Here is a 12,821-nt window from a genome sequence, read left to right as displayed (position 1 = left end):
AATGCTCTCGATTCTTGCTCTTTCCGCATTATCCGACGCCGAAGCGACTTCGCTTCGGCTGGAAATGCTCGAAACCTCGTCAGCCGATCTTCTCGACGATGGGAGGGATCTGCACGACGGTGAGGTCCGTCGCGCCGGAATCGATGATGCCGAACACGGCCTCCAGCATTTTCGGCACGTCCTGCCGGACCATCTCGATATGGTCGCCGAGCATGGCGACGAAGGGGTCCCAGTCGAAGCAGCCGAGCTGCGGCACCCGGTCGGCATAGTGGCCGGAGCGGCGGATCCAGCGCATCACCCCTTCCAGCGAGATGGTGGAGTTGACGAACATGCCGCGCGGCAGCGGGCTGAGCCGCTCGGCAAGCTGCCGCATGGCGCTCTCCGCCTTTTCGGGGGCATAGCCGCAGGTCAGCATCAGTGTTTCGTCGACCGTGACGCCGGCCTCGGCATGGGCATCGCGAAAGCCCCGCACGCGCTCCATCGTGTTGTGGTCCGTGCCACGCCCGCCGACGAAGAGCAGGGGCGTCTTCTCGCCATATTCCTTCTCGCAATTGGCGAGCACGCGGCGCGTCAGCTCCAGCGCGCCGCCATAGTTGTCGGAGATGACCGAGGGTGCGCGCGCCCCGGGCAGGTCGAGATTGATGGTGCGCACACCGGCGGCGGCGCAAAGATCGACGATGCGGTCCGGATCGGTCGCGCCCGTGGCGATCAGGCAATCGACCTGGTAGGAAAGCATGGCGCGGGCCGCCTCCACCTCCAGCGCCGGGTCGCGCCGCGTGCAGGTGATGATCGGGAAGAGGCCGCGTTCGCGCGCCAGCGTCTCGAACTGCTCGACGATCGAGCCGAAATAGCGGTTGTCGTATTTCGGCACGATCATGCCGATGATCTTCGAGCGCTCGCGGCGCAGCACGCTCGCCTGCATGTTGAGCGCGTAGCCCTGTTCTTCGGCGAGTTTGGTGATCTTGTCGGCAAGCTTCGCGCTGATGCGCCGCTTCTTCCAGTTGCCGTTCAAAACGGCGCTGACGGCGCTGGCCGAGGTGCCCGCCAGCTCTGCCAGATCGTAGATGGTCGTCCTTTTCGTCTGCGTCGTCCTGTTCACATGTCCTCTCCGTTTCACGGGCCACCTTGACACCAATGGCGATTGGTGGCAATTCTTGCTTCATCGATTGAGCAAGCATGCTCCATCGATGAAGTTGCCTGAACAGCAAGGCTGACCCAAGGGAGGAGTCAGACGGAGCATCGACGAACCGGACGTTGCGGCATTGCCGCGGCGAACGATGATCTGCGCCCTTTCGATGCGTGGAGGCCGTCGGTCCTGTCGCCCTGGGCGGCTTGAGGGAACTGGCGAAAAATCAACCGTGGAGGAACCCAATGAAGACGCTTACCCATCTGCTCGCCTCGACCGGCCTCGTCCTGTCGCTCGGCAGTGCCGCCCTTGCCCAGGAAGGGGCGACCGTCGCCTTCCTGATGCCCGACCAGGCCTCGACCCGCTACGAGCAGCACGACTATCCCGGCTTCAAGGCCGAGATGGAGAAGCTGTGCCCGAGCTGCACGGTGATCTACCAGAACGCCAATGCCGACGTCGCGCTCCAGCAGCAGCAGTTCAACTCGGTGATCGCCCAGGGCGCCAAGGTCGTCGTGCTCGATCCGGTCGATTCCGCCGCCGCCGCGGCGCTCGTCGAGATCGCCCAGTCGCAGGACGTCAAGGTCATCGCCTATGACCGCCCGATCCCGGACAAGCCGGCCGACTACTACGTCTCCTTCGACAACCAGGGTATCGGCCAGGCCATCGCGCAGTCGCTCGTCGACCACCTGAAGGCCAAGGGCGTTCCGGACGGTGCCGGCGTTCTTCAGATCAACGGCTCGCCGACCGACGCGGCCGCCGGCCTCATCCGCGACGGCATCGATTCCGCGCTCGACGCCTCGCCCTACAAGACGCTCGCCGAATTCGACACCCCGGACTGGGCGCCGCCGAAGGCGCAGGAATGGGCGGCCGGCCAGATCACCCGCTTCGGCGACGAGATCAAGGGCATCGTCGCGGCGAACGACGGCACGGGCGGCGGCGCGATCGCGGCGCTGAAGGCGGCCGGCGTCAAGGAAATGCCGCCGGTGACCGGCAATGACGCGACCATCGCGGCACTGCAGCTCATCATTTCGGGCGACCAGTACAACACGATCTCCAAGCCGTCCGAGATCGTGGCCGCCGCAGCGGCGAATGTCGCCGTCCAGCTCTTGAAGGGCGAAACGCCGGAAGCCACCCACAAGCTCTACGAAACGCCCTCGCAGCTCTTCGTTCCGGCGGTGGTGACGGCGGAGAACATCAAGGCCGAGATCTTCGACAAGGGCATCAACAAGCCGGAGGAAGTGTGCACCGGCGAATATGTTGAAGGTTGCCGCAAACTGGGCATCATCCAGTAAGCGTCGCCATCCGTGTCCGGCCGCTTTTGCGGCCGGGCATTCCGATCCGCCGTAAGTCTGAAGGTTCTGGGGCCATGACAGCCACGCTTCAAAATGCTCCCGCCAAGGGAGAACCGGTGCTGCGTCTTCGCGGCGTGTCCAAGAATTTCGGGGCCGTCTCCGCCTTGACGGATATCGAGCTCGACGTGAAGGCCGGCGAGGTCGTCGCGCTGGTCGGCGACAACGGGGCCGGCAAGTCGACGCTGGTCAAGGTGCTCGCCGGCGTGCACCAGCCCTCTTCGGGCACGATCGAATTCTGCGGCCAGCAGGTGACGCTCGACAGCCCCGCCAAGGCGCTGGACCTCGGCATCGCCACCGTTTTCCAGGACCTCGCGCTCTGCGAGAACCTCGATGTCGTCGCCAACCTCTTCCTCGGCCACGAGATGTCGCCTTGGGCGCTCGACGAAGTGGCCATGGAAGTGCGCGCCTGGACGCTGCTGCGCGAGCTTGCCGCGCGCATTCCGTCCGTGCGCGAGCCGATCGCCTCGCTCTCCGGCGGTCAGCGCCAGACGGTCGCCATCGCCCGCTCTCTGCTGCTCAACCCGAGGCTCATCATGCTGGACGAGCCGACGGCCGCCCTCGGCGTGGCGCAGACGGCTGAGGTGCTGAACCTCATCGAGCGCGTGCGCGACCGCGGCCTCGGCGTCATCATCATCAGCCACAACATGGAGGACGTGCGGGCCGTCGCCGATCGCATCGTCGTGCTCCGGCTCGGACGCAACAACGGCATCTTCACGCCGGATTCGTCCAACCAGGAACTCGTTTCCGCCATTACCGGCGCGACGGACAATTCCGTCTCGCGCCGCGCCGAGCGCAAGTCCCATGTCCAGGAAAACCACGGGGGTGCCGCATGAGCCAGAACTCTTCCCAGCCGATGCTGGACCGCAGCGACGAGCGCGTACGCCATGACGACAGCCTTTCCGCCATGGCGCGCGGCTTCATCGACCGCGTGCGCTCCGGCGACCTCGGCATGCTGCCGGTCGCCGTCGGCCTCGTCGTCATCTCCGTCGTCTTTTCCGCGCTGAACCCGATCTTCCTTGCGCCGAACAACCTCGTGAACCTCCTGTTCGATTGTGCCACCGTCGGCGTCATCTCGCTCGGCATCGTCTGCGTGCTGGTGCTCGGCGAGATCGACCTCTCGGTCGGCTCGATGAGCGGCCTCGCCTCCGCCATGGTCGGCGTGCTCTGGGTGAATCAGGGCTGGCCGATCGTCGGGGCCATCCTTGCCGCCCTCGTGGTCGGCGCGGCCGTCGGCCTCCTCTATGCCACGCTCTACAACCGGCTTGGCATGCCGAGCTTCGTCGCGACGCTCGCCGGCCTGCTGGCGCTGCTCGGCATGCAGCTCTACATCCTCGGCCCGACGGGCTCGATCAACCTGCCCTATGCCTCCTCGCTGGTGCGTTTCGGTCAGATCCTCATCATGCCCGACTGGCTGTCCTACACGCTGGCGCTGGTTCCCGGCCTTGTGATGATCGGCCGGGGCCTTCGCACCCGCACCCAGCGCCTTGCCGCCAACCTCTCGGCCCAGCCGATGCGGGCGCTGATCCTGAAGGCCGTCGTGCTGACGGCCGCGCTGGAAATCGCCGTCTTCTACCTTAATCTCGGCCGCGGCATTCCGTGGATGTTCGCGCTCTTCATCGCGCTCGCCGTCATCCTCAACTATGCGCTGACGCGCACGAAATGGGGCCGTTCCATGTTCGCCGTCGGCGGCAACAAGGAGGCGGCGCGCCGTTCGGGCATCAATGTGCGCCGCATCTACATGAGCGCCTTCATGCTCTGCTCGACGCTCGCGGCGCTCGGCGGCATCCTCTCGGCCTCGCGCCTTGCCTCCTCCAGCCAGCAGGCCGGCACAGGCGACGTCAACCTCAACGCCATCGCCGCAGCGGTCATCGGCGGCACCAGCCTCTTCGGCGGACGCGGCAGCGCCTATTCGGCTCTCCTCGGCATCATCGTGATCCAGGCGATCTCGAACGGCCTGACGCTGCTCAACCTCTCGTCGTCGCTGCGCTACATGATCACCGGCGGCGTCCTTGCCATCGCCGTCATCGTCGATTCGCTCGCCCGACGCTCGCGCGTCAGCCACGGCCGCGCCTAACGAATACTGGAATGGAGTTCTAGATCATGGCTGACCTCATGAAGGGCAAGATCGCCGCCATCACCGGTGCCGCCTCCGGCATCGGCCTCGAATGCGCCAGGACCCTCCTTGCCGAAGGGGCGACGGTGGTGCTCGTCGACCGGGCGCAGGACAAGCTGGAACAGCTCTGCAAGGAGCTGGGCCCGAATGCCCTGCCGCTCGTCGTCGACCTCCTGAACCCGCAGGACGTCTCGGGCATGCTGCCGCGCATCCTCGACATTGCCGGTGGGCTCGACGTCTTCCACGCCAATGCCGGCGCCTATATCGGCGGGCCGGTGGCGGAGGGGGATCCCGACGCCTGGGACCGCATGCTGAACCTCAACATCAACGCGGCCTTCCGCTCCGTTCATGCGGTGCTGCCCTACATGATCGGGAAGAAGACGGGCGACATCCTCTTCACCTCGTCGATCGCCGGTGTCGTGCCGGTCGTCTGGGAGCCGATCTACACGGCCTCGAAATTCGCGGTGCAGGCCTTCGTGCATTCGACGCGCCGGCAGGTGGCACAGCACGGCGTGCGTGTCGGTGCGGTGCTGCCCGGCCCCGTAGTGACGGCGCTGCTCGACGACTGGCCGAAGGAGAAGATGGACGAGGCGCTGGCCAATGGCAGCCTGATGCAGCCGAAGGAGGTGGCCGACGCCGTGCTCTTCATGCTGACACGGCCGCGCAATGTCACGGTCCGCGACCTGGTTATCCTGCCGAACAGCGTCGATCTCTGAAGCAAAGTCCGCGGGCGGCATGGGGCCGCCTGCCCGAGGAACTCCTGATTGCAGGCGGTAGACCCATGAGCACTCCATCCTCCGCACGCCCCGCGGGCGGCGAACGCTACCTTGTCGGCGTCGATGTCGGTACGGGAAGCGCCCGAGCCGGCCTCTTCGACATGACCGGCCGCATGCTGGCCTCGGGAAAACGCGACATCTCGCTGTTTCGCGAACCCGGCGCGATGGTCGAGCAGTCGAGCACGGAGATCTGGGCCGCCGTCTGCGCTTCGGTGCGCGAGGCCGTCGCTAAGGCTGGTGTCGCGCCCGGACAGGTCGCGAGCCTCGGCTTCGACGCGACGTGCTCGCTCGTCGTGCTGGGAGAAGGGGGAAAGCCGTTGCCCGTCGGCCCGTCGGAAGATCCGGAGCGCGACATCATCGTCTGGATGGACCACCGGGCGGTCGCGCAGGTCGAACGCATCAATGCCAAGGGGCACGATGTGCTGCGCTATGTCGGCGGCATCATCTCGCCGGAGATGGAGACGCCGAAACTGCTGTGGCTGAAGGAGAACCGCCCGCAGGTCTTCGATGCCGCCTGGCAGTTCTTCGACCTTGCAGACTTCCTGACCTGGCGCGCGACGGACGATCTTGCGCGCTCCACCTGCACCGTCACCTGCAAATGGACCTATCTCGCGCATGAAAAACGCTGGGATCCGAGCTACTTCCATGGCATCGGCCTCGGGGTCCTCGCGGAGGAGGATTTCGCCCGCATCGGCCAGCGTGTCGTCGAGCCGGGCACGCCGCTCGGCAGCGGCCTGACGGCACGGGCGGCGGCGGAACTCGGCCTTGTCGCCGGCACGCCGGTCGGCGCCGGCATGATCGATGCCCATGCGGGCGGCATCGGCACGGTGGGGGTGGACGGCCCGCCGGAAAACAATCTCGGCTATGTCTTCGGCACCTCTTCCTGCACCATGACCTCAACCCGCGAGCCGGTCTTCGTGCCGGGCGTCTGGGGTCCGTACTATTCCGCCATGGTGCCGGGCATGTGGCTGAACGAAGGGGGGCAATCGGCGGCCGGCGCGGCCATCGAGCAGCTCTTGTCCTTCCACCCGGCGGCCGGCGAGGCCGCGGCGCTGGCGAAGGCACGGGGCCTTTCCCTGCCTGTCTTCCTGGCAGGGCTTGCGGCGGAGGGGGCGCCGACGCTTTCGGCCGTGGCTGGGCTGGCGGACGGCCTGCATGTCGTGCCGGAATTCCTCGGCAACCGCGCCCCCTTCGCCGATCCGCATGCGCGTGCGGCGATCGTCGGCCTCGGCATGGAGCGGGACCTCGCCAATCTCGTTTCGCTCTACGTTGCCGGGCTTTGCGGCATCGGTTATGGCCTGCGCCAGATCATCGATGCGCAGGCGGCCGCCGGTGCGCCGATCGACAGGATCGTGATCAGCGGCGGTGCGGGCCAGCTCGATCTCATCCGCCAGCTCCTGTCGGACGCGACGGGAAAGACATTGCTCGCAACACGGGCGGAAGAGCCGGTGCTGCTCGGCGCCGCCATTCTCGGCAGTGTCGCCGCCGGTGCCTTCCCGGACGTGCGCGCGGCGATGGCGGCCCTTTCGGCGACCGACCGCACCTTTCGGCCGGCCGGCGCGGACATCGCGGCCCTGCATGCCAAGCGCTACGACGCCTTCACGCGGCTGCAGGCATTGGCACGGGCGATCCGGTAGGCGCCTGTTTTTTCGCGGCGCCGCCTGGTGGCCTGCAGAAACGGCCTCAGGCGCTGACGAAGAGGGCGACAGGCTCGCCTGCAAGTGCCTCGGCGAGCGGCATGCCGCTGCCCAGCACCAATCGGCGGTCGTCAAGCACGGATCGCACCGTTTGGCCGTAGAAGCGATCGGGGATGGTGATGGAAATTCCCCGCGTGGCGTCCTCCGTCAGGCGCAGGCTGCCGGGGGGTGTCTTGCCGAAGGTGTGGTGCGGGACCACGGTGATGGCGAAGGCCTGCGGCGCGCCGCGCAGGAAGGCGAGGGCCTGGGCCCCGCCATCCGAAAGGTCCACGGGAAGGTAGGGGCCGGCGAACGGACCATCCGGGTCTTTCGCCCGCATGGCGAGGACGGTCGCGACCAGCCATTGTTTGTAGGAAGCGAAGGACGCCCGCGTCGCGGCCGGCTTTTCCGGCATGACGCGGGAGGGCGTGTCGAACATCCGGGCGCCGGCCTGCCGCAAGGAGAAGTCGCCGCGTTCGCTGCCCTGCCGGATGTCCGGGATGCCCGGCATGGTCAGCTTGATCAGCGTCTGTGCGAGAGAGTTCATCAGCCCGGCATCCACGAAGGGCGAGAGTGTCGTGTCGAGCTCCCGGAGAAATGCGTCGTTGCCGAACAGGCCTTCGATGACGCCGGCCAGCACCTGCGCAGGATTGCTGCCCGATGCGTAGCCATGCGGGCTGACTTGCCCTTCGCTTCTTATGAAGATCTTCAGATCGGCGGCAAGGGACCGGATCGCCGCGGTATCCTGAAGGCCCGTGGCCGGCCAGAGGGCTGCGATCGCATTGTGGAGCAGCCGTTCCGTATCCGGCTCGGGAGCAGCCCGGCCGGCGTGGCTGCGGATCATGTCGGCGCTGAGGGCGGACCAGCGTTGCCGCGCCGCGTGCCAGCGGTCCGGCGCCTCGGCGAGGGCATTGAGCCTGGCCCTGGCGTCTCCGCCATAGGCAACACCGGACGGGGATATCGCGGACAGGCCATGCGGCATGGTTTCGGCACGGGCCTGCATCACCGCGTGAAACGCCGCGGGGCCGTCCGCCGGCTCGCTCGGCCGGCCGGCGGCATTCTCCCGGGAGAAAAGCAGGTCATCCGGCGCCCCTGCTGTCACGCAGCCGCTCAATTGCTGGAAGCGGGCGCGGAATTCGGCGCAGCCCGCCAGAGTGGCCGGTATCTTGTCGTCGGCCAGCAACTCCCAGATGAAATCGATCGCCTCGCGGACCTCCGGCCGGTTGCCCTCCTGTGCCTGCTGCCGGGCTGTCGCGATGACCTCGCGGTCGCGTTCGCTGACATGCGTGGCCGTCGCATAGGTCCGCGCGACCGGCAGGGCGACGATCAGGGCGCGGATCGCCTCGGCAAGGGCGCTGCGGGAGAGGTCGGCGTGGGACTGGTCGGCGAGAGCCTTCGCCAGGAGGGTCAGGCGGGCAGCCTCGCCTTCGAGTTCCGTCCCGAAGATCTGCCGCTTGCCGGCCTCCCTCGCCGTTTCCGTCCGCGGACTGCCATCGGGAGGACTGGATGCCTGGTGGGGATGACTGGCCATTATATCCGTGAGGGCTGTGATGATCTCGCCCCCGGTCGTGCCGTGGACCGGCCATTCCGCGGCAAGCTGTTCGCTTCCCGCAAGGTGCTTGTCGACGATCAGGTAGGCGGAGCCGACGGCAGCGCGCAGCCGCTGCAGATAGGCATGCGGATCGGCGAACCCGTCGATATGCAGGATGGCCAGCCCGTCCACCGTGCCTTCGCGGACGAGGTCGAGGACCAGCCGGTGGCTGTCGTCGAAAACCCGGGCATCCTCGAGGCGCAGCCGGACAAGGTCGGCGGAGCCGCACAGACGCCGGTGCGCCGTCTTTCGTTCCACCAGCCGCCATAGTTGTGCCGCGTGAATCGCCGTGATCCGCCCGGGGTCGCGCGAGATTTCGGCAAGCATCCGGGCAACGACCTCCTGCTCGTCGATGAAGGCGAGCGGGCCGGCAAGGGCGGCCGCGCCTTCGAAGGCCGCCGCCGGGGCGGTGACCAGGAGCAGTTCCTCATATGCGGCAAGTGCCTGCCGGCACGTCTCGGGATGCAGGGGATAGAAGGAGCCGCGATAATGCAGCGCCAGGATGTCCCGCTCCGGGTCCAGTGCGAGGCGGATCGCGCCGTTCGCGACCTCCGTTGCGAAATCCTTTTCGAGAACGGGCAAGGCCAGCTTTTTCGACCAGTCGATGTCGAAATGTCGGGAAAACGGGCTTTGCTCGCCCCAGGTGACGACGCTGTGCCACCAGGGATTTTCGAGGCTCGCGGCCATGTGGTTCGGCGCGATGTCGAGGAGGAGGCCGAGGCCGCGTGCCTTAAGATCGCCGGCAAGCCGGCGCAGGCCATCGAGACCGCCGAGGGCGGGATCGATCGCGTTTGGATCGACGATATCGTGGCCGTTGGACGAGCCCGTCACGACCGTCATCACCGGCGAGGCGTGGAGATGGCTGATGCCGAGATGCTGGAGATAGGGCACCAGTTGACGCGCCCTCCCGAAGTCCATGCCATTTCGGAACTGGAGGCGATAGGTGGAGGAAGGGCGGGTCATAGGGTCCTGGAATGTGCGTTTTCTCGCCCAGAAAACGCAAATCCTCCCGAATTGTTCCAAAGCGTCTTGTGGGTGCGTTCCCCGTCTCGCTTCGTCTGCCTGCCGGTTGGGAAAGAGGGCGGCGAGATGGGCGGGGGGCGTTATGAGGCAGTGTGCCTTTCGTGCGCGAAGTGCCGCCTGAGGATGTCGAGGACCTCATTTGCGAGCTCGCCGACGATGCCGTTCTGTTCCCAGGAGTAGAGCGAGGCGATGACCGGCGGTTCCGGCGGGAAATCGGTGAAGGGCCTGACGCGCCACCCTTTCGCGGCATCGACGGGCAGCAGCGAGAGGCCGAGGCCGGCCTCGATGGCCATCAGCACGTTGCGCAGGCTGGCGGAGGTGAAGGCGACATACCAGCGCCGCCGTTCCCGTTCCAGCCGCTCGAACATGGCGTCCCGGTAGAGCCCGCCCAGCGGAAAAGTGACGAGCGGGACGGGGTCGGGCAGGTCCGCCGGTGCATCCAGCGCGGTGAACCAGGCGATCGGTTCCGCGAAGCTTGCCCAGCTGTCGGTGCTCGGCGTGTCCTCCTTGAGTACGACGATGTCGAGTTCGCCGGAGCGGTAGCGCCGCGCGAGGTCGGCGCGCAGCCCCGTGGTGACGTCGAGGCGCGCCTCCTTGTGGCGCTTGGCGAAGGCGGCGAAGGCATGGGCCATTTCGGGCGTCGCAATGTCATCGGGCATGCCGATGCGCACCGATGTGGTGCCGGAGGTCTCGGCAACCAGCGTCAGCGCCTCGGTCTGCAGCGCGAGGATGCGCCGGGCGTGGCCGAGCAGGCGCTCGCCCGTCACGGTCAGGCGCACCGGCCGCGCGGCACGGTCGACCAGTTCCCGGCCGATCACCTCCTCGAGGCGTGCGATCTGCTGGCTCATCGTCGATTGGGTCATGTGCAGGCGGTCGGCCGCGGCGGTGAAGCTGCCGGCATCGGCAATCGCCACGAAAGCCCGGAGCAGGCGCGGATCGAGCACGGGATCTCCATCGAAAATCAGAATGTTAGCTATCTAAACATCTAATTTGCGCATGATTCAAGCGGGTGATAGCGGTAGGCGATGCCGGCGGCTGCGCTTCCGGCCCGACACGTCTTTTCAGTAGGAAAGTCGAACCATGACGGATACGCGCTCCGGCCGCGATTGGGCAATGCTTGCACTGGTGGTCCTGATCGGCCTCAACCTCCGGCCCTTCCTCGCGGCCCCGGCGCCGATCCTCATGGAGATCGGCGCGGATACCGGCCTCGGTTATGGCGGCATCGCGATGCTGACGCTGCTGCCGATGGTCCTGATGGGCCTCGGCGCCTTCGTGGCGCCGGGTCTTCTGGTGCGGCTCGGCGCGCGGCGTGGCCTGTTGATCGCGCTGGCCGTGCTCTTCGCCGGCTCGGCGCTGCGCCTCGTTGTGTGGGACGGCCTGTCGCTGATCGTGACGGCGGCGCTTTGCGGCATCGGCGTCGCCTTCATCCAGGCGGCCTTTCCCGGCATCATCAAGGCGCGCTTCCCGACAAGCGTGCCGGTGGTGACGGGGCTCTATTCGGCAATGATCATGGCCGGCGGCGCCTTCGGGGCGCGGCTGATGCCGGTGCTCGTGCATGCCGGCTACGGCTGGCGGGCGGCGCTCGCCTGGCTGGCGCTGCCGGTTGCGATCGCGCTCGCCGCGTCCTGGCGCATCCTGCCGGCCGTGCCGTCGAGCCGGCCCGACGGCGCTCTGGCGCGGCAGCTCCTGCGCCGGCCGAGGACCTGGGCTCTGATGGGTGCCTTCGGGCTGGTCAATGCCGGCTATTGCTCGATGATCGCCTGGCTTTCGCCCTATTACCAGGCGCAGGGCTGGACGAGTGCCGACAGCAGCGGCCTTGTCGCGATCATGGCGATCTGCCAGGCCGTCGCCGCGCTCGGCCTTCCCATCCTGGCGCGCGGCAATGTCGACCGCCGCCGCTGGCTCTGGCTGACGATCTTCTTCCAGGCCGCAGGCTTCTTCGGCCTTGCGAGCCTTCCCGGCATGGCGCCGGCCGTGTGGGCCGGGCTGTGCGGCGCGGGCCTCGGCGGCAGCTTCGCGCTTGCCATCGTCACGGCGCTCGACCACCTGCCGCAGCCGGAACAGGCCGGTGCGCTGGCCGCGCTGATGCAGGGCGGCGGCTTCCTGATCGCCGCGCTCGGCCCCTATGCGATGGCGCTGCTGCACGACTGGACGGGCGGCTTTGCGGCGGGCTGGGGGCTGCATCTCGGCTGCGTGCTGGCAACGGCGCTGCTCTATCTGCGCTTCGACCCGCGGCACTATCCGGTGGCGATGCCCCTTGCTCCATGACCGGAAACCCGCGCCGGGCGCGGGTTTCTTTGCAAGGATATCAGGCCTAACGGCGGCCGCCGAAGGGGCGCAGGTTCATGTGGCGGTTGACGTCCTTGTAGAGCAGGTAGCGGAACGGGCCGGGGCCACCGGCATAGCAGGCCTGCGGGCAGAAGGCGCGCAGCCACATGAAGTCGCCGGCCTCCACCTCCACCCAGTCCTGGTTCAGGCGATAGACGGCCTTGCCCTGCAGCACGTAGAGCCCGTGCTCCATGACGTGGGTTTCCGCGAAGGGAATGACGGCGCCGGGCATCAGCGTGACGATCGTCACATGCATGTCATGACGCAGGTCGTTGGGATCGACGAAGCGCGTCGTCGCCCAGCCGCCGTTCGTGCCCGGCATGGCGGCGGGGGTGATGTCCTTCTCGTTGAGGATCAGCGGATCGGGATGGGCAAGGCCATCGACGGCCTCATAGGCCTTGCGGATCCAGTGGAAGCGGGCATGGGCACCGGAGCGGTTGCGCAGCGACCATTTCAGGGCCGGCGGCAGGAAGGCGTAGCCGCCCGGCTGCAGCGTGTGCTTGCCGGTCGGCAGCGTCAGCTCCACCTCGCCATCGACGACGAAGAGTACGCCCTCGGCCTCGGGATCCTGTTCCGGCCGATCGCTCCCGCCGCCCGGCGCCACTTCCATGACATATTGCGAGAAGGTCTCTGCAAAGCCGGAAAGCGGGCGGGCGATGACCCAGCAGCGCGTGTCGTTCCAGAAGGGCAGGAAGCTGGTGACGATGTCCTGCATCACCCCCTTTGGGATCACCGCATAGGCCTCGGTGAAGACGGCGCGGCCGGTCAGGAGGTCGCTCTGCGGGGGGTGCCCGCCGAGGGAGGAGTAGTAGCTTCGTTGCATCGTCTCAGGCCCT

Annotated in this window: 10 protein-coding genes; 6 read left to right on the top strand and 4 right to left on the bottom strand. The window is 67.3% G+C overall.

Features of this window, described 5'->3' with window-relative positions:
- Nucleotides 1–79: 79 nt before the first annotated feature.
- Entirely contained in the window at nucleotides 80–1,099 is a 1,020-nt protein-coding gene (locus AABQ55_RS22690; protein ID WP_272806687.1) for a LacI family DNA-binding transcriptional regulator, read from the bottom strand.
- A 272-nt stretch (nucleotides 1,100–1,371) separates the two neighbouring features.
- Between AABQ55_RS22690 and AABQ55_RS22685 the strand changes: the two genes are divergently transcribed.
- The 5 genes from AABQ55_RS22685 (at nucleotide 1,372) to AABQ55_RS22665 (ending at nucleotide 7,004) form a co-directional block, all read left to right on the top strand.
- Nucleotides 1,372–2,418, top strand: coding sequence for an ABC transporter substrate-binding protein (locus AABQ55_RS22685; protein ID WP_244769858.1), 1,047 nt, complete (start codon nucleotides 1,372–1,374; stop codon nucleotides 2,416–2,418).
- A 74-nt stretch (nucleotides 2,419–2,492) separates the two neighbouring features.
- The gene (locus tag AABQ55_RS22680) at nucleotides 2,493–3,311 is read left to right on the top strand and encodes an ATP-binding cassette domain-containing protein (protein ID WP_272806686.1); all 819 of its coding nucleotides are present in this window, start codon (nucleotides 2,493–2,495) and stop codon (nucleotides 3,309–3,311) included.
- A complete protein-coding gene (locus AABQ55_RS22675; protein WP_244769860.1) occupies nucleotides 3,308–4,552 on the top strand; it encodes a sugar ABC transporter permease in 1,245 nt (414 codons plus the stop codon). The genes AABQ55_RS22680 and AABQ55_RS22675 overlap by 4 nt, the downstream gene beginning before the upstream one ends.
- A gap of 26 nt (nucleotides 4,553–4,578) precedes the next feature.
- Nucleotides 4,579–5,307: an SDR family oxidoreductase gene (locus AABQ55_RS22670; protein WP_244769861.1), complete on the top strand. Its 729-nt coding sequence runs from the start codon at nucleotides 4,579–4,581 to the stop codon at nucleotides 5,305–5,307.
- A 65-nt stretch (nucleotides 5,308–5,372) separates the two neighbouring features.
- Nucleotides 5,373–7,004 (top strand): FGGY-family carbohydrate kinase, encoded by a 1,632-nt coding sequence (locus AABQ55_RS22665; protein ID WP_272806685.1) that lies wholly within the window; start codon nucleotides 5,373–5,375, stop codon nucleotides 7,002–7,004.
- A gap of 46 nt (nucleotides 7,005–7,050) precedes the next feature.
- On the opposite strand, the gene treY is transcribed toward AABQ55_RS22665, so the two are convergent.
- Both treY and AABQ55_RS22655 read right to left on the bottom strand, forming a co-directional pair.
- Nucleotides 7,051–9,597 (bottom strand): malto-oligosyltrehalose synthase, encoded by a 2,547-nt coding sequence (treY, locus tag AABQ55_RS22660; protein WP_272806684.1) that lies wholly within the window; start codon nucleotides 9,595–9,597, stop codon nucleotides 7,051–7,053.
- 140 nt (nucleotides 9,598–9,737) lie between these two features.
- A complete protein-coding gene (locus tag AABQ55_RS22655; RefSeq protein ID WP_272806683.1) occupies nucleotides 9,738–10,601 on the bottom strand; it encodes a LysR family transcriptional regulator in 864 nt (287 codons plus the stop codon).
- 136 nt (nucleotides 10,602–10,737) lie between these two features.
- Here AABQ55_RS22655 and AABQ55_RS22650 point away from each other — a divergent pair, with 136 nt between their 5' ends.
- Complete coding sequence (locus AABQ55_RS22650; RefSeq protein ID WP_272806682.1) at nucleotides 10,738–11,925, top strand: cyanate transporter; 1,188 nt, start codon at nucleotides 10,738–10,740, stop codon at nucleotides 11,923–11,925.
- 46 nt (nucleotides 11,926–11,971) lie between these two features.
- Here AABQ55_RS22650 and AABQ55_RS22645 read toward each other — a convergent pair whose 3' ends face one another.
- The gene (locus AABQ55_RS22645; protein ID WP_272806681.1) at nucleotides 11,972–12,808 is read right to left on the bottom strand and encodes a bifunctional allantoicase/(S)-ureidoglycine aminohydrolase; all 837 of its coding nucleotides are present in this window, start codon (nucleotides 12,806–12,808) and stop codon (nucleotides 11,972–11,974) included.
- Between the last annotated feature and the right edge of the window lie 13 nt (nucleotides 12,809–12,821).

It is taken from the genome of Shinella sp. WSD5-1, from assembly GCF_963942435.1.
In the GTDB taxonomy this organism is placed as follows: Bacteria; Pseudomonadota; Alphaproteobacteria; order Rhizobiales; family Rhizobiaceae; genus Shinella; species Shinella yambaruensis.
The sequence above is the reverse complement of the archived record's forward strand: the minus strand, read 5'-3'. Positions and strand labels throughout refer to the sequence as shown.

What these genes read in the sequence shown, in the direction of transcription:
- AABQ55_RS22665 (WP_272806685.1), top strand. Translation starts at nt 5,373, where the DNA reads ATGAGCACTCCATCCTCCGCACGCCCCGCGGGCGGCGAACGCTACCTT.
- AABQ55_RS22645 (WP_272806681.1), bottom strand. Translation starts at nt 12,808, where the DNA reads ATGCAACGAAGCTACTACTCCTCCCTCGGCGGGCACCCCCCGCAGAGC.
- AABQ55_RS22670 (WP_244769861.1), top strand. Translation starts at nt 4,579, where the DNA reads ATGGCTGACCTCATGAAGGGCAAGATCGCCGCCATCACCGGTGCCGCC.
- treY (WP_272806684.1), bottom strand. Translation starts at nt 9,597, where the DNA reads ATGACCCGCCCTTCCTCCACCTATCGCCTCCAGTTCCGAAATGGCATG.
- AABQ55_RS22680 (WP_272806686.1), top strand. Translation starts at nt 2,493, where the DNA reads ATGACAGCCACGCTTCAAAATGCTCCCGCCAAGGGAGAACCGGTGCTG.
- AABQ55_RS22685 (WP_244769858.1), top strand. Translation starts at nt 1,372, where the DNA reads ATGAAGACGCTTACCCATCTGCTCGCCTCGACCGGCCTCGTCCTGTCG.
- AABQ55_RS22650 (WP_272806682.1), top strand. Translation starts at nt 10,738, where the DNA reads ATGACGGATACGCGCTCCGGCCGCGATTGGGCAATGCTTGCACTGGTG.
- AABQ55_RS22675 (WP_244769860.1), top strand. Translation starts at nt 3,308, where the DNA reads ATGAGCCAGAACTCTTCCCAGCCGATGCTGGACCGCAGCGACGAGCGC.